This window comes from Bacteroidota bacterium, from assembly GCA_016721765.1.
GTDB lineage: Bacteria > Bacteroidota > Bacteroidia > UBA4408 > UBA4408 > UBA4408.
In genome coordinates this window covers 1,909,955-1,932,294 of the sequence record JADKHO010000001.1, presented here as the reverse complement: position 1 = coordinate 1,932,294, position 22,340 = coordinate 1,909,955, and the positions used below count along the sequence as shown (strand labels likewise).

At 37.9% G+C, this 22,340-nt stretch carries 10 protein-coding genes; 5 read left to right on the top strand and 5 right to left on the bottom strand.

Annotated features, from left to right (window positions below):
• Positions 1–12 precede the first annotated feature (12 nt).
• Complete coding sequence (locus tag IPP32_07050) at positions 13–1,797, top strand: CHASE3 domain-containing protein (GenBank protein ID MBL0047836.1); 1,785 nt, start codon at positions 13–15, stop codon at positions 1,795–1,797.
• Between the two features lie 381 nt (positions 1,798–2,178).
• On the opposite strand, the gene IPP32_07045 is transcribed toward IPP32_07050, so the two are convergent.
• A complete protein-coding gene (locus IPP32_07045; GenBank protein MBL0047835.1) occupies positions 2,179–3,342 on the bottom strand; it encodes an acyltransferase in 1,164 nt (387 codons plus the stop codon).
• A gap of 121 nt (positions 3,343–3,463) precedes the next feature.
• Between IPP32_07045 and IPP32_07040 the strand changes: the two genes are divergently transcribed.
• The 3 genes from IPP32_07040 (at position 3,464) to IPP32_07030 (ending at position 8,026) form a co-directional block, all read left to right on the top strand.
• Positions 3,464–5,383, top strand: a complete 1,920-nt coding sequence (locus IPP32_07040) for an IGHMBP2 family helicase (protein ID MBL0047834.1) — start codon at positions 3,464–3,466, stop codon at positions 5,381–5,383.
• Positions 5,384–5,667: 284 nt separating this feature from the next.
• On the top strand, positions 5,668–7,086 hold the full coding sequence (locus tag IPP32_07035; GenBank protein ID MBL0047833.1) for a serine hydrolase: 1,419 nt from the start codon (positions 5,668–5,670) through the stop codon (positions 7,084–7,086).
• Positions 7,087–7,135: 49 nt separating this feature from the next.
• Positions 7,136–8,026 (top strand): helix-turn-helix transcriptional regulator, encoded by an 891-nt coding sequence (locus tag IPP32_07030; protein MBL0047832.1) that lies wholly within the window; start codon positions 7,136–7,138, stop codon positions 8,024–8,026.
• A 13-nt stretch (positions 8,027–8,039) separates the two neighbouring features.
• Here IPP32_07030 and IPP32_07025 read toward each other — a convergent pair whose 3' ends face one another.
• The 4 genes from IPP32_07025 to IPP32_07010 all read right to left on the bottom strand — a co-directional run bounded on the left by IPP32_07025 (position 8,040) and on the right by IPP32_07010 (position 12,255).
• The gene (locus IPP32_07025; GenBank protein ID MBL0047831.1) at positions 8,040–8,528 is read right to left on the bottom strand and encodes a YajQ family cyclic di-GMP-binding protein; all 489 of its coding nucleotides are present in this window, start codon (positions 8,526–8,528) and stop codon (positions 8,040–8,042) included.
• A gap of 30 nt (positions 8,529–8,558) precedes the next feature.
• The gene (locus tag IPP32_07020) at positions 8,559–10,994 is read right to left on the bottom strand and encodes a carboxypeptidase-like regulatory domain-containing protein (protein MBL0047830.1); all 2,436 of its coding nucleotides are present in this window, start codon (positions 10,992–10,994) and stop codon (positions 8,559–8,561) included.
• A 63-nt stretch (positions 10,995–11,057) separates the two neighbouring features.
• On the bottom strand, positions 11,058–11,642 hold the full coding sequence (locus tag IPP32_07015) for a hypothetical protein (protein MBL0047829.1): 585 nt from the start codon (positions 11,640–11,642) through the stop codon (positions 11,058–11,060).
• 10 nt (positions 11,643–11,652) lie between these two features.
• Complete coding sequence (locus IPP32_07010) at positions 11,653–12,255, bottom strand: NifU family protein (GenBank protein MBL0047828.1); 603 nt, start codon at positions 12,253–12,255, stop codon at positions 11,653–11,655.
• A 208-nt stretch (positions 12,256–12,463) separates the two neighbouring features.
• Here IPP32_07010 and IPP32_07005 point away from each other — a divergent pair, with 208 nt between their 5' ends.
• Complete coding sequence (locus IPP32_07005; GenBank protein MBL0047827.1) at positions 12,464–22,180, top strand: fibronectin type III domain-containing protein; 9,717 nt, start codon at positions 12,464–12,466, stop codon at positions 22,178–22,180.
• Positions 22,181–22,340 lie beyond the last annotated feature (160 nt).

Here is a 22,340-nt window from a genome sequence, read left to right as displayed (position 1 = left end):
ACTTGTTTAAAAATGGATTACAAATCATTTTTTACTAGCAATTTTTTAGTCAAGGGAATATTTGTTGCGTCCTTGGTTATTCTCATTTTTATTTCAGGTATATCCTACAAGAACTCCATTACCGTATCTGAATCATCTGACTTGGTCTTGCATACTTACAAAGTGCAAGTTCAGTTAGAACAATTGGTTTCGAATTTAATTGATGCTGAATCCTATCAAAAAGGGTATATCATAACGCGAGACTCCAGCTTTTTGATGCCTTACAAAAATTCAAATTTAAAAGTAAAAGCCTCGTTAAAAAAACTAAAGGTACTAACAGCAGCAAATGCACATCAGCAATCCAATTTAATCTCGTTGGCACTTTTGATAGAAACCCGTTTTCTGCTTTTAGAAAAAACGATTGCCAATGTTTCCCAAAACAAGCTCACTAAGGATGAGCTCATAAAAAACATGCTGCTGAGTAAAAAACAAATGGACATTATTCGTTCCAATGCAAGCCGAATGATTAGTTTGGATAATTTGAATCTGAAAGAACAACAAAAAAAATACGAACATGAAATATCTTTTACCCCACTTATCACTTTGCTTTTACTGTTCTTTTCGCTGCTTGTATTTATTTTTTCATTTTACAAAATCAATAAAGATATTGAAGTATTAAAAAAATCGAACCTCGAATTACTGATTACAACCGAATCGTTTAAACATGCCGAAGAGATTGGAGATTTTAGCAGTTGGAGATGGGATTTAGACAGCAATGAATTTACCTATTCCGACAGTCAATATCATTTACTTTGCTGTGAACCGCAATCCTTTCGACCGGGAATAAATGAATTTTTACAATTTGTGCATCCAAGCGATACACACTTGTTAGTGGCTGCCGGAAAAGCATTAATGCATCAAGGACACTATCCAACTACTTTTTACCGAATCATTCGAAAAGATGGAAAACTTAGGTACTTTAAATCCTTAGGTAAAATGCTCACTGACGTTAGCGGAAAAAGAATTTTTATTGGGATTAATAGCGACATCACAGAAGAATATTTAAATAGTATTGCTTTAGAAGAGCGTAATCGAGAACTGGAACAAAGCAATAAAGAGCTCGCCTCTTTTAATCATATTGCGAGTCACGATATGCAAGAACCTTTGCGCAAAATTCAGACGTTTATTTCGCGCATTGCCGATAATGAATCATTCGGGTTTTCGGGTAAGGCAAAGGAATACTTTACCCGAATTCAACTTTCGGCTGAACGCATGCGTTTACTAATTGACGATTTGTTATTGTTTTCGCGCACCAACAGAATTGAAAAGGTATTTGAAAATTCAGATTTAAATGACTTGCTTGAAAATGCCAAGCAAGAATTGATTCAATCTATTGAAGAAAAAAATGCCCATATTCATGCCGAAAAATTACCAGTGCTGAGTGTGATTCCATTTCAAATTCAGCAATTGTTCATGAATCTTTTGGGCAATTCACTTAAATACAGTAAACCCGGAACTGCGCCCCAAATTACTGTGAAATATCAACTTGAGCAGCAGCTAGTAATACCTCATGTTAACATTGATCCCCACCTTAAATTTCATAAGTTAACTTTTATAGACAATGGAATCGGTTTTGATGCGCAATACGCCGAAAGCATTTTTATATTATTTAGTCGCTTGCATACTGTTGCAGATTATCCCGGTACCGGAATTGGGCTTTCCATTTGCAAAAAAATAATTGAAAACCACAAGGGCTATATCCTAGCAGAAGGAAAGGAACAAGATGGTGCTACGTTTCACATTTTTCTTCCGGCCTAAAGCTTATTGCTTTCTTAAAATTAGAAATTCAGAAATGGAAATCATATAAACTTTTATTGCGTTTGTATAAATCAATATTTAGCAATGATTAAGAATATTGCATTCCAATTGTTGACGATGTTTCATGAATCACTTTCACATCATTATTGTATTTCTGCTTTTTATTCTTTGGTTTATTTGCTTCATATTCCTAAATGCTGCACCTAGCATACATCTTTTACTTGCCATTTCAGGCATTTTACTATTAAACCGCTTTACACAAAAGGATAAAATATAGAATTAATCTCTTTGCAAAAATTACTCCGGTAAGGCAATTCAATTTAGCACCTTCTCTTAACCACAATAAGTAAGAATTGAATGAAATAGTGTTTCGAAAAAAATTTATATTTTTTTGCCAAGACCATTAATCCAAATGCGACAAGGCTTTTCGATATACCTAAAAGAAAGCGCTCCTATTGAAATTGTTGAGACAAAATAAATGAATAAGATTCCTCCGGTTGATGTAAGCCCAAAATAGTTTGGAGGTTCTGGCGGTCCGTCAACAGGCGGGGCATTCATAAGCCAAACTTTTATGGACATAACAACAGAAAATAAAACGATATGCCACATATAAATTGAAAATGACCAATCGCCTAGCTTTTGTAAAATTGGATTCATGTAAAAGCGATTCATGCTTTTGCTCCCATATACAGTGCTTAAAACAATTAGTGCAAAAAAATGTGGTGCAAGAACATCGGAAAAATTAAAGTGCGAATAAATAGAATACATCGCCACAATTATCAACAGAAAAACATCAGAACCAACTTTACTTTTTAGAAAATTTGCCACATACAATCGATACACACACATACCAAGTGTAAATCCCAAGATACCCCGTAGAAATCCCCAATCATAGGTTAAATCCAAATCTCGACCTGCAGTTAAAAACGGAAATAAAATAAATTTATGAGGCGAAATCCAAAACACTAATCCTGCATACAGCAATGTGATACAAAATATTGTTATGAATGTTTGAGGAAGGCTAAACTTTGAAAACGGTTTTACCAAAAATGGAAAAATTAAATAGGCAATCCATTCTGCACTGATGCTCCAACTCGGAATATTCCATTTAAAAACAGTATCCAAGTGAGCCGAATTGAGCAAAAGCAATTGGGTAGGCAAGGCACTAAAATCATTAATGGCTTTATCAACAACACCAAGATACTCGCCCTTGCCTATTAAATAAGTTATACCTACACATCCAACACAAACCATCAATGTAATAAAATGCAAGGGGTAAATGCGTGCAAACCTTGCTTTTAAAAAGACACCTATTTTGTTGGCTTGATTGGAATCCAGAAAAAATGATTCATATACATAGCACATTATAAATCCGCTAAGAATAAAAAACAAATCCACCATTAAATATAATTTGCGAAACCAAAAAGTTGTTTCTGTTCCGATAAACGGAGCAATTATTTCGTTACCATGAAAAACTACAACCAGCAAGGCTGCAATTCCTCGTAAAGCCGTTGCATTATTGAGGTAGGTTTTATTTTGAATCATGTTTATCCATTTTATGGAGTTAAAATAGATAAATAAACTAAGAAAAGGAAGTTTGCTACTTCAACGAAAGAGTTGATTGAGTTATCTTTCCTAAGTTTGCTGAAACAAAAAAAATCAACGCTTGGAAAGACTATCCGAACTACGACAACTTTTAAAAATTGAACGTGAAGAAGATTATGAGCAATACAAAGCCCATTTTGCACGGAACAACATCAACCATCGAAAGCAAACTGGTGTAACTTGGTATCCTATTTCCATAACAAATACGGAAATTGGAGTAGGAGAATATATTAGCATAGATGTTGAACGTACCACGAATCATAATGCACCTCATCAATTTTCGGGTGGAAAAACAATTGCGCTATTTTCGAATGCAAATCCGGATGCAACACCTATAAACGGCACTCTAAAAGTGCTGGGACCAAATAAACTTAGAATTTCATTAAGCATTGATGAATTGCCCGATTGGTGCGACGATGGGAAGCTGGGCATTAATCTCCTTTTTGATGAAACAGGGTACAAAGAAATGGACATTGCGCTTGAAAAAGTGATTCATGCAACTAAGAATCGTCTTGCCACTTTGCGCGATGTAATGTTTGGATTACAAACTCCTTCATTTGAAAAAATCGATGCTACATTGAAATGCGACGGATTAAATGATTCGCAAAATGAAGCTGTAAAAAAAATCATCGCTGCTAAAGATATTGCACTTATACATGGCCCTCCAGGAACGGGTAAAACCACCACATTAGTACAAGCAATTTGTGAAGTGCTAAAAACAGAAAAGCAAGTTTTGGTATGCAGTCCCAGCAATACTGCCGTAGATTTGATGACGGAAAAATTACATCGCGAAAAAATAAGTGTACTTCGATTAGGTAATCCTGCGCGTATTTCGGAGGAAGTTTTGATGAATACACTGGATGCAAAAGTAGCCGCACATGCATCTTATAAAGATTTAAAAAACTACCGCAAAACAGCCGAAGAATATTTTAGAATGGCAAGCAAATACAAACGCACCTTTGGCCGGGAAGAAAGAGAACAGCGCCAATTGTTATACCAAGAAGCACGAAAAATAATTGGAGAAGCGCGTGTGCTGGAAGATTATATCACCCAAGAACAATTCAATACTGCACAAGTAATTGCCTGCACACCGGTTGTTTCATCCAACCGAATGATGCGCGACAAACAATTTACAACTGTGTTTATTGATGAAGCAGCACAAGCACTCGAACCCATGAGTTGGATTCCGATAAGCAGAAGCAACAGAGTGATTTTTGCAGGCGATCATTTTCAGTTACCTCCAACTGTAAAATCAAAAAAAGCTGAAGCGGGAGGATTAAAAGAAACTCTTTTTGAACGTTGCATGAATATTGAAAATGTGTCGGTAATGCTCACTACGCAGTACCGCATGCATGAGCACATAATGAATTTTTCGAACCAGCAATTTTACGGTGGAAATCTTATAGCGGATACACGGGTGAAAGAAAAAGTATTAAGTGTGGATCCTGCTGATTTTACGTTAACAAAAGCGCTTTCCTTTATTGATACTGCCGGTTGTGCGTATGCGGAAATTGTTAATCCCGAAAGTTTAAGCATTTGCAATCCGGAAGAAGCGGTGCTTTTACTGAAACATTTAAAACTTTTAATCGCGCAGTATTCGCAAAATAATAAAAACACAAAGAACCTTTCAGTTGGAATTATTTCGCCTTATAAAGAACAAGTGCAATACCTTGCGGAGTTAATAGATGGCGATGAAGAAATTAAGAATGCTCCGGCAAAAATTGTGGTAAAAACAATTGATGGCTTTCAAGGGCAAGAGCGCACTGTAATTTATATAAGCTTGGTAAGGAGTAATGACAACAAAGAAATTGGATTCTTATCAGACATCCGCAGAATGAATGTTGCACTTACTCGCGCGCGCGAAAAATTGGTGGTTATTGGCGATAGCGCTACCCTTGCGAATCACCCCTTTTACAAAGCATTTATTGATTATGCAGAAAGTGTAGAAGGTTATCAGTCGGCTTGGGAATTTGTGGAGTAATTATTCTATCAAGCAACTAAAAAATTTAGTCTAACTAAGTTCTCAACTCAATAAGCAACATTCACAAACATGCGATATGATACAACTTACTGGCTGAACTGCTTAACTATGTATTCAGCTGGTATTAAAAGAGCTGCATCGGTTGAATATTTGAAAAGATGCCATTTCAGTTAATGAGATTAGTTGATAAACAGCTATGAGATTGGAATTAAAAAATAGCAGGATTTGACAAATTTATTGCTGCATCGATTTTTAACTTTGTTTTTGATAATTAAAAAAAAACAATGAATAATAGAAAAATAGTATTTATTCTCTGCTTTCTTATTTCTGTTTTCTATGAAACAAAAGCACAGAATACGGCACAAAATTTAGACAGTTTACTTACAACTACATTGGATAGTATGCGCACAGTGCTTAATGTAAAATCTTTGAGTGCTGCAATGAAATTTTCTGACACATCTGTTTGGGCGCATGCTAATGGAATTTCTTCTCTAATGCCGCTCGACAGTGTTACAACTAACAGCGTATATTTAATTGGGAGCATTACCAAAACAATTACAGCAGCTTGCATTCTTCAACTTGCTGATATTGGAATTTTAAACCTTGATGATAGTTTGCATGAATGGCTCGACACATTTCAATTTATTAATCCCAACATAACCATACAACAACTCCTAAGGCATCAGAGTGGAATTTATGAGGTGCTTTCCAACCCTAATTGCCAGCCAACCTTAATCGCTAACCCTGATTCGGTATGGGCCTTAGAAGACCTTATAACTACTTTTGTTAAACCACCCTTATTTGCACCCGGTACCAATTGGTCGTATTGCAGTACAGGATATTATTTGCTGGCTATGATTATTAAGGAGGCAACCGGCTTTTCTTATTACCAGGAATTACGAAACCGTTTTTTTACTCCACTTGCATTGAGCAGTTTGGCCATTCCGGCTTTCGAAACAATAACTTTGCCCACAGCACATGTTTGGCTTGATTTGAATGGCGATGGAATTACGGATGATGCGGATTGGTTTTACATGAGTTATTTCGCCTTAAATTCAACAGCCGGTCCTGCAGGAGGTTATTTTGCAACACCTACAGATATCTCACGTTGGATGTGGACATATATGCGCGGAGATTTACTTTCGGCTAACATGATGTCGCTTGCAAAAGTTACTGTTGCGGCACCCGGATTACCGGGCGCTACCTATGGGTTAGGCTTAATGAAAAAAACATTTAATGGGTTACAAGGTTTCGGCCACGGTGGAGACCTTGCTTATGCTGCCAGTTCATGGTACTTTCCTACAAAAGATGTAAGCATAACCGTTTTTACTAACGACTCAAAAAACAATTCATGGACCTTGGCACCAGTAATATCAGCGCTTTTAAAACAGTATACTTTGCATACTATTCCAACAAGTTCAAGCGAGCACCTTAACACTGATTTTAATCTGCTTTATTATCCTAATCCATTCAAAAATGAATTAACCTTTGTAGCTAGCAATTTAGAGGAACATAAAAAAGCTTTCTTGATTTTATATTCTAATTTGGGACAAGAAGTTGCACGATGTGAAAATTTAAACGATGGAAGCAACACAACTAAATTTGAATTTACCAACCTCGAAAAACTGGGCTCCGGAATTTATTTCGGTAAATTGATGCTTGATGGCGTACTAATTAAAACCATTAAAGTTACAAACAGCTGACCATTCTTATTTTAAATTTTAAATTATTTTTACAGAAAACGAGCAGCTTATGGTTAATGTTTTTTCTGTTAAAAGCAATACGGATTGGATACTTCCAAAAAAAAGTTGTTTAATCAACTTTTCCTTACTTCAAGAAATTAAATGTGCTGCTCCATTTAGAAGCTTCTCCATTAAATATGTTTCAAACGGAATTGAGAAATACAATGTAAATGGAAATATTTACAATATTAAATCCGGCGAATATTTATTAGCAAATCATTTTTCAGAGGGTATTGTTGAAATCGATAAAGCGGTAAAAGGGATTTGCATTGATGTTGCACCCGATTTGCTTTCTGAGACAGTTGCAAGCTTTATGAGACCGGATACACCGGTTGCCGATATCCTATTGGATACCTTTTTTAATACTCCGGATTTTTTGGAAAATAAATACAGCGTTAAAAACACAAATGTTGGAAAATTTCTTCAAAATTTAGACGCTGCAACTTCTTCCAACATGCAGGAAAGTATTAGTTTTAACCGCGAATTTTATTATAAATTAGCGGAATGTGTTATCGCTGATCAGTTGCCAATTTACCAACAACTACAAATGGTTTCCGGTGTGAAGGCCAGTACAAGAAAGGAACTGTTCAGAAGAATTAGTACAGGAAAGGATTTTATAGACAATTATTTCAAACTACCTATTGAAACGTCAGCTATCGCCAAAGAATGCGGAATGTCTGAATATCATTTTTACAGAGTATTTAAAGCTGTCTTCGGAATCAGCCCACACCAGTATATCATTCAAAAAAAATTGTTTTACGCTAAAAAAAGAGTTCAGCATTCTGAACAATCTTTAACTGAAATAGCTGTTGAAGCAGGGTTTTCAGATGTGTTTGCGCTTAGTAAATCCTTTAAGCAACTCTTTGGATTCCCACCTTCATTCCTTCGCCGATCAAATTAACTCACTTTATTGTTTACTTCATATTCACAAACTGCAGGGGCACCTCAAAATCACTGCTGCGCACCAATGCAATTACCTGTTGTAAATCGTCAATCTTTTTTCCGCTCACACGCACTTGCTCATCCATGATTTGCGCTTCTACCTTTAATTTTGAATCCTTTATTTTTTTAACGATTTTCTTAGCAGTTTCTTTGTCGATTCCTTCTTTAATTTTGATGTCCTTTTTCATCATATTTCCGGAAGCATAACGCTCTTTTCCAAAGTCCAAACTCAAGGGATCTAAACGTTGCTTAATCATTCGCGAACGGATTACATCTTCAATGGCTTCAACCCGCATTTCACTTTCGGTGAGTATGTGCACTGTTAATGCTTTTTTATCCAACTCAATCGTACTTTTTGAATCACGAAAATCATACCGCGTTATTATTTCTTTACGAGCTGTATTAATAGCATTGTCGAGCAATTGATGATCAATTTTATTTACAATATCGAAGGAAGGCATAAGGCTTTTTTTTAAAATTTGAAATTAAAATTAGAACAAAAATCCAAACCGCAGCGAAGAATCGGAGTAAACTCCATTCTTAAACCCAAAAACATAATCCACTCGAATAAACAATTTTTGCAAACCAATTCCGGCTTCCTCATAATGAAAATTGCCATTGGTAACAACAAAATTAACAGTAATCAATTCTTGAATTTTGGCCCTTTTTAAAAGGGGGACTTTGTTTAAAATTGCGCCGTTAAAATTTTGTTGCAAATGTATTTCAGCAAATTCATTGTTGGTACTATTGCTATAATAATCGAGTAATTGAAATTGCTTTCCACTAAAATTAGAATACAAGGTTTTATTCCCATTAAAATATTTCCAATCCATAAAACTCATTTGGGTGCGGTTCACAAAGCGCCCGGCTTCCAAACTATAATGAAACACTCCTGCTCTTTTCCAATTGATGTTGCCTTCGGCACCCAATTTAATTAAATCCAAATCCACATCACTATTTAGAATATTCTTTATTGCTCTTTTGTAAAATAGCGTAAAGCTGGGATACTTGGAATCCTGAAGCAATTTTTCTCCCCTGTTAAAATAATAACGTTGATACGGTGTAAACTGTAAAGCAGCCTCCACATGAAAAGATTGGTTTCTAAAAAAAGCGAATTGTTGATTATCCGGAATTAAGGGATCATTGGATTGAAATTCCTTGTTTGATTTGATAAGTGAAAAGGAAGTAGTATTTCGCAAGGGATTGCGGTCAGCATACTCCACAGCATTAAATAAAATTAAACCGTTCATAAGTTCAGTAGTATGCTCCATCCGAATATAATACTTTTCAAATATTTTCATAAAATTATCTTTCAATAACAGGGTATACAAAGTATTTACAAGTGGAGAGATAACATTGCTGTTAAATTGCAGCATATCCTTTCCACCACTAAGAGATAGTTTTGCAAATCGTTTGCTGTTATAAGTGTAACTCAAATTACCAAAGCCATAGTATGCCTTATTTGAAAAACCATAGGCCGCTGTGCCACCCGCTTCGATACTCTTGAGGGAGGCAATTTTTTTGGTAAAAACAAAGGTGGGTGCAACAACAACTCCTTGCACTGTGTTAAATGAAATATGGTTATACATTGGCTTCCATTCAAAACGAGTTTTTCGCAGTGAGCTTTCATTCGTATAACCATCAATAATATTATTCCATTTAAACTTATTTTTAATTTTTTCTACTGAATCAATATAGGCATTGGAACTGTGCACTATTTCAATACTATCCCGCCAAGAATAATCTTTTATTTCTGCTTGTGTTAATGGGATAATTCTTTTGGATTCCCAATATGCACTGTCGCGATTAAGCGCATCTTCACTAAATGTAATTGCAGCACCTGTAAAGCGTGCAGATGAACTTATGTCTTCCAACCTGTAATTTGAAATCACAGCATTGTAAACTCCCTTACCTCTAAATCCGAGTGCTCCAAAGATGTACTCAAAATTATTTTTAAAAGGCATCCAGATGCTATCCTTCACCTGAATATATTCTTGGGTTATTCGAAGCGTGTCAACGTATTCAATTCCTGCATTTTTATCCAGCATCAAATCGGTACTATGAATGCGCCAAGAATTTTCGACTATATAAATTACTCCGCTAAACACAGCATCTTCTTTTCGTTTTGGAATTACTTGTATTTTATTAATCATTTCACCATTTTCCTGAAAGGTGCCCAAGAGCTTATACTTATAATTTCGCAAGGCAGCCGGAGCTATGGGTGAAATAAAACCGCGCACCGAAAGTGCTGTATTTTTTATAGCGCTCTCATAAAAATTAAAATCCATGTCGGATGCACGATTGTAGCTAAATCCATTTTTCTTTCCACTGGTTTTACTTGCAATCATTTCTTCTTGAACTTTATCCGGTTGACTGAAATAGTAATTGGATTCTGATTCTGATAAATATAAAATCCCTGAAGCACTGTCAATTAAACCTCCTATAGAAACTCTTATCCCGGCAATTTTTTTGGGTGGATATTTTGTTACTTTTTCCATTCCTTTTATGTACACGTTGCAGGAATATGACTTCACTAAGTTTAAATAATACTTTCTCCTTTTTTGAGCCGCACGAATTACAGCATAGGCCGGATCCTCAGCAGCAGCATTTATTTGTATTGCCTTAAGCAGAAAAGAAGATGGGGCGAGTTGCACATTTAATTTATAGCTTTCTTGCGCAATTGTAATAGTCCTTTCAATTTGTTGATAGCCGATTAATTGAAATCCAATTTTATAGTTACCCGGAGCAAGATCCAAAAAATAAAAACCATCGGAGTTGGTAGTAGTTCCAATACTTGTACCCTTTACATACACCACAGCAAAAGCAAGTCCTGTATTTGATTCGTCCGACACAACGCCACTGATGCGTGTTGCAAAAATTACAAATGGGAATAAAAGCAACACTAAAAGCAAAAATATCTTCGGCATAAAAGCAATAATTGTATTACAAATTAAGTACTTTTTTGTAATACAAGAGTTTTCTTTTGCAGCCTATATTTTCACACGACTCCAGTTTTCACCCGACTTAATTCGATACAATTGCATTTCGCTAATTTTAAATTGTTTTGCAATCATTTTCATTCGGGTTTTACGATTGGGATCATTAATTTTAGCTTTGATGAGCGCAACAGTTGCTTCAGTAAGTTTGTGTCCTTTACGCGTTTTGTTGCGTTCCAAAAATTGACGTTGTGCTTCAATTACCAGCGGGCTCTTTTTTGCATGCGCCAACATTTCCTTGTAGGTAGCCCATTTCAGGTTTTTATAATGATTATTGTCTTTGGTAAAATTTAAGTGTATCACATATGTTTGATCTTCACTGGTTCGCTCACAAAAATTTTCGGCAACTAACTTATGGCGCATTAGCTTATGATATTGGGTCTTTCCATTTCGCACCCTAGTATAACCGAACATACTATACCCTCCCACTAATGACCCTTTGAGCAAATCACCGAATCGAATTTCGTCGGTATAGCTAACCATGCGTCCATAATTAGAAATCGCATAACGCTTTTTTAACTTATGTTTTGGAAAAATTTCCTTCCATTCCTCATCCACAAAAAATTTAACTTCTTTCATATATATATAATTATTGTTCTTCTGCAACCACTTCAGTCACTTCGGGAATAAGTCGTTTTAACAAACCTTCAATTCCGGCTTTTAGGGTAAAGGTAGAAGAGGGGCAACCACTGCAAGAGCCTTGTAAAACCACCGTTACAACACCATTCTTAAAAGATTTAAATGTTATTGCACCTCCATCACCTTCCACTGCCGGTCGAATATATTCATCTAAAATTTGTGCAATTTTAATATCTGTTTCATTGGTTGGCTTTTCGCCGACAAGCTCTGTTTCACTAACAATTGCAGCCTTTTCAGTCACCACCTTTTGTGATAAAACAGGTAAACCTTTACTTAAATAGTCTTGCAAGAATTCACGTAAATCACTTTGAATATCAAACCATTCGACACTCTTTGTTTTTGAAATGGTAATAAAATTGGAGGCAATAAATACACCGGTTACAAATGGGAAGCTAAATAATTTTGCTGCCAAGGGCGAAGATTTTGTTTGTTCTTTTGCCGGAAAATCAATAGGTGTGCCTTCAATCAGTTTCCGATTCGAAACAAATTTCATGGCTGCAGGATTGGGGGTAGATTCTGCGTAAAGTTGTGTTGGAATGCTTACAATTTCCATATTCATGATTATTTTCACAAAGATATTGCTTTGAATTGAAATTTGCATTTCTTACGTCGAATGCATAAAATTGAAAGAAAAACACTATTTTAGGGAAGTCAAATGTTAATAAGTCAATAAAAAAACTATAACCTTTTTTCTGCGCTTCCGTATACACTTTACTTATACTGAAAAACAGAACGGTGTATTTTATAACAAAACCAAATCCATGAATCGATTTCTACCAAAAAGCCTGATTGTAGGGGTTCTGCTGTTTATTGCGGGATATTCTTCAAAGGCACAAACCACTCCATACGCCTACAAAGGGCTTTATGTATACGCGATAGATACTATACTTAGTGATGCAACAGGCAATGCAGAAAATATTTTATTTCGCTATTGCCGCGACAGTTCTTTTAACGCTATTACGATTAGTATTGGGTGTTTAAATTTACATACTTCTCCAAGTTATACAGCAAAACTTGCGGCATTTATTAAAAAAGGAAGAACCCGTTATGGAGTGAAATACTTTTCGGCTGTAGTGTCTGAATATACTACACTTCTTACGGAAGTGCACCCCTTTCAAATTAGCCGAACTGATACCTTAGAACGTTTTAATCATTACAATTTTGAATTTGAATATTGGAACGATGCCAATTACAATAGCGGAAAAACCTACTGTACAAATTTTTTAACACCAGGAGGCTACAGCTGCGATTCGGTGGGTGCATGGAGCTATTTTAGTAAAAACATGAAACGGGTTGATTCCCTTGCAGCTGCAGATGGAATAAAAAGTACGGTTTATATTGGCGTTAGTAGTAAGGATACATTAAAAAATCGCTTTGTTGCGAATACTGTCGATTTGGTGATGCTTGCTTGTTATAATGCTGATACCTCAAAATTATACATGGGCCATACCATAGCAAAACTTACAGCCTACTCAAAGGCAAGTCACAAAGTGGACGTTCTCCCAATTTTTGCCAGTTTAACCAAGAGTGCTGCCGAAAATTTAAAGCAATACTTAATCGGTCCAGCACCGGTAGGAAAACATTCCGAAGCCTCGGCCATGCCCATATTTATGCGGGAATATGCCACACTCTCCGCTACGGTTAAGAGTAAAATAAATATAGTCGGCTATAAGTGGTTCAAATACGGAGGGATGCCCAAGGATTCAACGAATACTGCAATCTTATCGGTACCAACTAGTATAACTGCTGTGCCTTCGGCTACCTCTGCACTCCTAAGTTGGGCTGCAGTTTCAGGCGCTACAGCCTATAGGATTATGTATGCAAAAGCGAATACTTATAATTTTACAACCGTATCAACTTCAACAAATTCATACACCTTAGCCGGCTTACAAGCCAATACTGCTTATCAGTTTGTGGTGTATTCGGTTATTTCAACAAAAACTTCAGCCAGTTCAACCTTAGTTAGTTTTACCACCACTGCAACCGGTGCTGCTTGTACTTTACCAACAGGTTTAAGTTCTTCTGCAATAAGTGATGTTGCAGCAACCCTATCATGGGCGGCAGTTGCAGGTGCGAGCAGTTATAACCTTCAATACAGAATAGTTGGCACAGCATCTTGGATTTCTAGCACCAGTGCCACCACCTCAAAAAGTTTGACGGGTTTAACTGCCTCCTCTTCATATGAATTTCAGGTACAAGCAAATTGCGGAGCAGGAAGTTTAAGCGCATTTACTGCCTCATCAAATTTTTCAACAACTTCAGCACCTTGTAATGCACCATCCGGATTGGGCTCTTCGGGTGTTACAACCAATTCGGCAACCGTTTTGGCAAATGCTGTCGCCAATGCTGTTAGTTATAACATACAATACCGAACCGTTGGTGCATCCACATGGACCGCTACGCCAAGTCCTTCTGTATCAAAAACCATATCCGGTTTAACCCCTGCCACATCTTATGAATTTCAAGTACAGGCCGTTTGTAACAGCAATTCTAGTCCATTTTCCTCTTCTTCAAATTTCGCTACCCCGGCTCCTCCATGTAATATTCCATCCGGATTAAGTTCTTCTGCTGTGTCAAATTTAGCTGCAACATTAAGTTGGACAGCGGTTTCAGGAGCCACAAGTTATGCCATCCAATATAGAATAGTTGGAGCTGCAACTTGGATGAGTTCTACAAGTACATCGGCATCAAAAACTATAAGCGGATTAAGTGCTTCTTCAACCTATGAGTTTCAAATACAAACTGTTTGTTCTGCAAGCAGTTCAAGCGCTTTCTCAACCTCGTCCAATTTTACAACTGCAGCACCGCCTTGTGCTATTGCATCCGGTTTAAGTTCCTCGTCTGTTACTGATAATTCTGCAACCATTAGCTGGACAGCAGTTTCAGGTGCTTCCAGTTATGCTATTCAATACCGAGTAAGCGGAACAAGTGTTTGGTCAACTGCGACCAGCGCCACAATTACTAAAAATCTGAGTGGCTTAAGTGCTTCTTCAACCTATGAATTTCAAGTACAAACTGTTTGTTCTGCCAGTAATTCCAGTGCATTTTCATCCTCATCTAATTTTACAACTCCTGCCCCACCTTGTAATGTTCCAGTTGGACTTAGCTCAACTTCAGTAACCAACAGTTCTGCCTTGTTAAGTTGGACAGCATTTGCAGGTGCCAGCAGTTATACAGTTCAATACCGTGTTGTTAGTGCTGCAACTTGGACTTCAGCTTCATGTGCAGTAACCTCAAATAGTATAAGTGGTTTGCTTGCTTCCACAAATTATGAATTTCAAGTTAAGTCTGTATGTTCTGCCAGCAATTCCAGCGCATTTTCATCTTCATCAACTTTTTCCACTCCGGCACCTCCGTGCAATACTCCGGCAGGTTTATCTTCCTCAAATGTTACACACAATGGAGCAACAATAGGCTGGACCGCAGTTCCAGGCGCTAGTGGATACAATATAAAATATCGTGTAGTTGGTGCTGCAACATGGACTACCACCACAGGCACCTCCGTTTCTAAAATTTTAAGCAGTTTATCGTCTTCCTCGAATTATGAATTTCAAGTGCAAGCAGATTGTGGAAGTGGCAATACCAGTGCTTTTGCGGCATCTGCAACATTTACAACCGCTGCAACCCCTTGTACATTGCCAAGTGGACTTACAAGTACAAGTGTTACTTCAACTAGTGCAACACTTAACTGGAGTGCTGCATCTGGAGCCAGTGGGTACTTAATTCAATACCGCATTGTTGGATCGGCTAGCTGGACGTCTGTAACAAGTGCAAGTAATTCAAAAAATATTTCGGGATTAACAGCCTCTTCAAATTATGAATTTCAAGTGCAGTCCGACTGTGGTGCCGGAAATATTAGTGCATTTACAGCTTCTTCGCTATTTACTACTCCTGCTCCGCCTTGTTCTGTTGTGACTGGTTTGGCTGCTGCAAGCATTACCGAGAATTCTGCTATTCTTAACTGGGTTGATTTTGCAGGTACATCCGGATACAATATACGATACAGAATAATAGGAGCTGCTTCTTGGACGAATGCAACTTCAAGTATTAATACTAAAAGCTTATCCGGATTAACGGCTTCATCCGCTTACGAATTTCAAATACAATCAGATTGTGGCAGCGGCAATACAAGTGCATTTTCGGCATCAGTCAATTTTACTAGCCTTGCACCTCCATGCAATGTTCCTACCGGATTAAGTCCGAGTGCTGTTACCAACAGTTCAGCTACTTTAAGTTGGAATGCAATTTCAGGAGCTAATGGATATACTATTCAATATCGTGTTGTGGGTGCAGCTACATGGACCACCTTAACGAATGCTAGCTCAAGCTACAATTTAAGCGGTTTATCAGCCAATACAACCTATGAGTTTGGTGTACAAACAAATTGTACTTCTAATTCAAGTGCATTTGCAGCTGCTACCTCATTTGCAACCTCAGCACCGCCGTGTATACTTCCTTCAGGATTAGCGGCTGCATCAGTAAGTGATGCCACAGCAACACTTTCTTGGGGAGCTGTTTCCGGTGCGGCAAATTATAATATACAATACCGAATTGTAGGAACATCGGTATGGACTACCGGATCAAGTGCCTCAAATAGTTTAAACATCTCTTCGCTTTCTGCCAGTTCAAATTATGAGTTTCAAGTGCAAACTGAATGCTCAAGCGGAAATACAAGTGCTTTTTCAACCTCCGCTAATTTCTCAACACTCGCAGCACCATGCAGTATTCCGAGTGGATTAAGCTCCGCTTCTGTAACCGATAATTCAGTTTCACTTACTTGGAATAATAATGCCAGTGCGCTATCCTATACTGTTCAATATCGTATCATAGGTTCAAGCACGTGGACACCTTTATCCAGCAATTTAAATTCAAAAAACATTAGTGGATTAAGCCCGGTTTCGAATTATGAATTTCAGGTTAAATCGGATTGCGGTGCCGGTAATACCAGTGCCTTTTCCTCTTCTTCAAATTTTGTGACACTTGCTCCACCTTGCAATATTCCAACCGGATTAAGCGCCTCTTCGGTTACTGAAAATGCAGCAACCTTGAGTTGGAATGCAGTTTCAGGTGCAGCTAGCTATTCAGTGCAATATCGAATTGTTGGTGCTGCAAATTGGACAGTTGTAAGCAGTATTGTTCCTACAAAACAATTGAGCAATTTATCTGCTTCATCTAACTATGAATTTCAGGTTCAAACTGAATGTACCTATGGTAACACAAGTAGTTTTAGTGCTTCCTTAAATTTCACAACTCCTGCTCCACCGTGCAATACTCCTTCCGGACTAAGTACATCAGGCGTAACATATAATGCTGCAACCCTTAACTGGACGTCCGCAATTGGAGCCAGTGCTTATACCATTAAGTATCATGTTGTGGGTGCCGCTACTTGGACAACGGCAAGTAGTGCCAACAATTCACTTGCATTAACTGCATTACAAGCTTCTACAAATTATGAATTTCAAGTTCAATCAGACTGTGGCGGAGGAAATGCCAGTGCCTATTCATCGGTAGTTGACTTTTTCACCCCTGCAGCACCTTGTAACATGCCATCGGGATTGAGCTCATCAGCTGTAACCTATAATTCTGCAACTGTTAACTGGAATACCTTGGCAGGAATAAATTCATTTACTATTCGCTATCGCATTGTTGGAGCGGCAACTTGGTCAAGTTTAACGAGTGTTACTAATTCAAAAAGTTTAACAGCATTAACACCTTCATCCAATTATGAATTTCAGATTCAATCCGATTGTGGAAATGCGAATACAAGTGCATTTACAGCATCTGCCAATTTTACAACTCCGGCACCGCCTTGCAATGCTCCAACGGGCCTAAGTTCATCCGCTATAACTTATAATTCCGCAACGATAAACTGGACCGCTTACTCCGGTGCCACTGCTTATATTTTGAAATATAGAGTGATTGGAGCTCCGACTTGGACAAGTGTAAATTCAAGCAATACAACTTATAACTTAACTAACTTAAGTTCTTCTGCCAACTATGAATTTAAAATTCAATCGGATTGCGGGAATTCAAACACCAGCTCATTTACATCAACCTCCACTTTTGTAACACCTGCCCCCCCTTGCAATGCACCGGTTGGGTTGAATGCCAGCTCTGTAACCTATAACTCAGCTATTTTGAATTGGGGGATTGTTGCAGGGGTTAGCAGTTACACTGTCCAATACCGTGTAGTAGGAACTGCAAATTGGATTAATACAAGTAGTGCAAGCAATTCTAAAACGGTAACCGGCTTAAATGCTTCTTCAAATTATGAGTTTCAGCTTCAAAGTGATTGTGGCAATGGAAACTTAAGCAGTTTCTCAGCTTCATCAACTTTTAGCACGCCGGCACCACCTTGTAGTGTTCCAAGTGCTTTGATGGCATCTTCCATAACCGACGTGTCTGCAAATCTTGATTGGTCGAATTTTGCAGGAGCAGGAACGTACAATCTTCAATACAGAATAATAGGTAGTTCAACTTGGACGAGTGTGGTATGCAGCATTAATTCAAAAAACATAAGTGGGTTAAGTGCCTCTACCACTTATGAATTTCAGGTTCAATCGGATTGCGGTAACGGAAATGTTAGTGCTTATTCCGGTTCATCCAATTTCTCAACAACTGCTACACCATGTAACATTCCTAGCGGATTAAATGCATCGGCAGTAACAAATAACACCGCTACCTTAAACTGGAATGCAATAGCGGGTGCTGTTTCCTATGCAATTCATTATCGCGTTGTGGGAACACCCACATGGACTGACTTAGTTAGCAATACTAATTCATTAAACATCAGCGGTCTTAACGCAAATGCAACTTACGAATTCGAAGTGCAATCGATATGCTCAGCCAGCAGTAGCAGTATTTTTTCGAGCACCTCTACTTTCGCAACTTCTGCACCGCCTTGTCTTAGCCCTTCCAATTTAGTTTCAGCTTCCATTACCGGGGATGCTGCGGATGTGAGTTGGACAGCGGTAGCAACTGCTGTTAATTATAACGTGCAATACCGCATTGTTGGCAGTTCAGTATGGAATACAGTTAGTGGTGCCAACACTACAATAACCTTAAATGCGCTTACACCATTATCGAATTATGAATTTCAAGTTCAAACAGAATGTGCGAGTGGTAATACAAGCCCATTTTCAAATTCAGCAACTTTCAGCACCTTGGCTCCACCGTGTAACCCTCCTGTTGGATTAGCTGTTGCTTCTATAACTGAGAACTCTGCTACTTTAAATTGGGTGGATTTTTCAGGTGCAAGCAGCTATACAATTCAATATCGAATTACCGGAACAACGACATGGACCAATTTAAGTAGCATCCTTAATTCCAAAAATTTATCCGGTTTAAATGGTTCAACCGGTTATGAATTTAGAGTGCAGTCAAATTGTGGGGCAGGAAATGTTAGTGTATTCACGGATTCCGTTTCATTTATTACACTTGCACCACCTTGCAATATTCCTTCCGGATTAGGCGCAAGTGCACTTACTTATAATTCTGCTATGCTCGATTGGAACGCTGTTCCGAATGCTGTTGCTTACAACTACAATTATCGTTTAATTGGCAGTGCCGCATGGATCAGTGGAACAGTAACTTCAAACAGTTTAAACTTAACCGGATTAAATGCAGCTGCAAACTATGAGTTTCAAGTTCAATGCGATTGTGGCAATAGTAATACAAGCAACTTTTCTTCTGCATCGGCTTTTACAACACAAGCAGCCCCATGCGGAACTCCAACAAATTTAGCAAGTGCTTCCGTTACCTATAATTCAGCCACAATAAGTTGGACACCTGTTGCGGGTGCAACATCATATACGATACAATATAAAATTTCGGTGACCAATTCATGGAATACTCTTAACAGCACTAGCGCTTCAAAAAGTTTAGTTGGGCTTAGTGATGCTTCCCTTTACGAATTTGGAATAGCTGCCGATTGTGGAAATGGGAATACAAGTATTTTTAGCACCAATGCTACCTTTACAACACTTGCAGCTCCTTGTACGATTCCGGTTGGATTAACTGCGGTTTCAAATTCACCTACCGATGCTTCCATTAATTGGACAAGTGTTGCAGGGGCTATTGGATACACGGTGCAATACAGAATTAGTGGTTCTACTAGTTGGTTATCCGTGCCATCAACCACCAATTCTGCTTATCTTCCTAACCTTAGTCATTCTTCCTCTTATGAATATCAAGTGCAGTCTGATTGTGGATCAGGTAATACCAGTGCATTCACATCAAGTGCAACTTTTAACACAGCAGTTCCTGCTTGTAATGCTCCGTCAACATTGGCAGCCACAAATCTAACATCAAACTCTGCTTTATTAGATTGGGCAAGTGTTTCGGGCGCTGCATCCTATAATTTACAATACCGTGTAACCGGTGCTACAACTTGGATTTCAGCAACGAGCAATTCCAGTTCAAAAAGCCTTACAAATCTTAACCCAACCACAAGCTATGAATTCCAAATTCAAACGGTTTGTATTGCAGGAAATTCAAGTGCTTTCTCCGCCAGTAGCGTTTTCACAACTGATATACCTCCTTGCAATACACCAAGTGGATTAGCAGCATCCTTAATTACCGACAATAGCGCACAGTTAAACTGGACAGCATTCTCGGGAGCTAATTCTTATTCTGTGCAATATAAAGAGAGCACTGCCTCCAATTGGATTAGTCTAACTTGCAACAGTAACTCGATTTCAATTACAAACCTACAAGCTTCTGCAACCTATCAATTTCAGATAGAATCGAATTGTGGTATTGGTGTTAGTAGTGGATATAGTGCCCCCGCCACCTTCACAACTTTAGCTCAACCTTGTATTGCTCCTTTAGGGTTAAGTGTAAATTCAGTGACTTCAAGTACTGCAAGCATAACTTGGAACGGACAAAGTAATGCTCAAAGTTATACGATCTCATATCGCTTAAATGGTGCGGCAAATTGGATGAATTTGAACAGCAATACCACCTCAATTAATTTAAGTGGATTAACTCCTTCTTCGACTTATGAATATCAAGTGCAAAGTAATTGTGCCATTGGAAGCAGTCCATTTTCAAGTATAGCAAATTTTGCAACAGGAAACCCTTCGTGCACAATTACTGCAAACCTTAGCTCAACTAACATTACACAAACCAGCGCCAATATTGCTTGGGATGCAGTTGCAGGAGCAAGCAGTTATTTAATTGAATACCGAGTTGTTGGCACAAATGTATGGACAAGTGTTTCGAGTAACACAACATCTGAAAGCTTAAGTGGTTTACTTCCAGCATCGAGTTATGAATTTCATGTTCAAACTATTTGTTCTGCTTCTAATTCAAGTGCATTTACAAATGCTGCAACTTTTGCTACTATAGCGCCTCCTTGCGGAATAGCAGCCGGATTAATTTCTGCAGGTGCAACATCCACTTCTGTTTCGTTAAGCTGGAACCCCGTTCAGGATGCAACTTCTTATTCAATACAGTATCGTGTGAGTGGATCAAGCACTTGGCAAACTGTAAATTCAAATGTTGCATCGGTAAATTTACTTGGGCTTACCGCAAATTCTATTTATGAGTATCAAGTACAAACAACATGCACTTATGGTTTAAGCCAATATAGCAATTCCGGAAGTTTTGCAACGTTAAGCGCTTCCGGTTGTGATACACCAACTGGATTATTTGCCAGCAGTATTAAATCTTCCTCTGCAAAATTAAATTGGAATCCTGCAAATGGTGCATCCAGCTATAAGGTGCAATACCGCAAACAGGGAAGCACTATTTGGACAAATAAAACTACTTCCTATACCAATAAATGCATTACCTCACTGGTTCCATTTACACCTTATGAGTTTCAAGTACAAACGAATTGTACTAGTAATACTAGTGCATATTCAAGTGCTTTTTTGTTTACAACTGCAAAATCACTTGGTGCAAAAACAACAGCAAACTATAATGCCCGCGCTGCACATAGCGCCTTAGGTATTACTTTAAACTGGACATCTTCATCAGAAACCAATCTTGCATTTTATACCATAGAACGTTCTGAAGATAATATTGAATTTGAACCAATTCGAAATATTGCAGCGGCCGGTAATAGCACCTTTGCTCAAGATTACGAATTTAATGACATCGACATGAAGCTTTCACCAGCTATTGGTACAGTTTGGTATCGCTTATCGATGACCGATAATCTTGGAAATGTGACCTATTTGCGAACCATTGAAGTAACCCAAATTAATGAGTTTGAAGATGTGTTTAAAGTTTATCCAAATCCGACTACTGACGACAATATAAATTTGACTGTTAAATTAGATCACCATGAAGAAATGCTTGTTGTGTTGATGGATATTTTAGGAAATCAAGTGTACTCTAAAGTAGTGGTTACCGACGATAATGGATTTGCTGCATCCGGTATAAATCCCGGTAAAGATTTAAAGCCCGGCATCTATGAAATTGTTGGGTATTCTTCCAAACGACAAATGAGTAAGAAACTTATTATTTATTAAATTTGATTTAACTCCGATGAACTAATTCATTGATTATTTTTCGAAAAACCTGTAGCCTTAAAGCCTACAGGTTTTTTTTTGTTTCAGGCACTCCCTCCTTCCATTGCAATAATTTGAACAAACACGCGTTAATAACTTACATTCTATCGCCCTTTTGCTG

Bases quoted from the DNA above. Each gene is read 5' to 3' on its own strand.
- IPP32_07050 (MBL0047836.1), top strand. From the start codon at position 13: ATGGATTACAAATCATTTTTTACTAGCAATTTTTTAGTCAAGGGAATA.
- IPP32_07045 (MBL0047835.1), bottom strand. From the start codon at position 3,342: ATGATTCAAAATAAAACCTACCTCAATAATGCAACGGCTTTACGAGGA.
- IPP32_07035 (MBL0047833.1), top strand. From the start codon at position 5,668: ATGAATAATAGAAAAATAGTATTTATTCTCTGCTTTCTTATTTCTGTT.
- IPP32_07030 (MBL0047832.1), top strand. From the start codon at position 7,136: ATGGTTAATGTTTTTTCTGTTAAAAGCAATACGGATTGGATACTTCCA.
- IPP32_07025 (MBL0047831.1), bottom strand. From the start codon at position 8,528: ATGCCTTCCTTCGATATTGTAAATAAAATTGATCATCAATTGCTCGAC.
- IPP32_07020 (MBL0047830.1), bottom strand. From the start codon at position 10,994: ATGCCGAAGATATTTTTGCTTTTAGTGTTGCTTTTATTCCCATTTGTA.
- IPP32_07015 (MBL0047829.1), bottom strand. From the start codon at position 11,642: ATGAAAGAAGTTAAATTTTTTGTGGATGAGGAATGGAAGGAAATTTTT.
- IPP32_07010 (MBL0047828.1), bottom strand. From the start codon at position 12,255: ATGGAAATTGTAAGCATTCCAACACAACTTTACGCAGAATCTACCCCC.
- IPP32_07005 (MBL0047827.1), top strand. From the start codon at position 12,464: ATGAATCGATTTCTACCAAAAAGCCTGATTGTAGGGGTTCTGCTGTTT.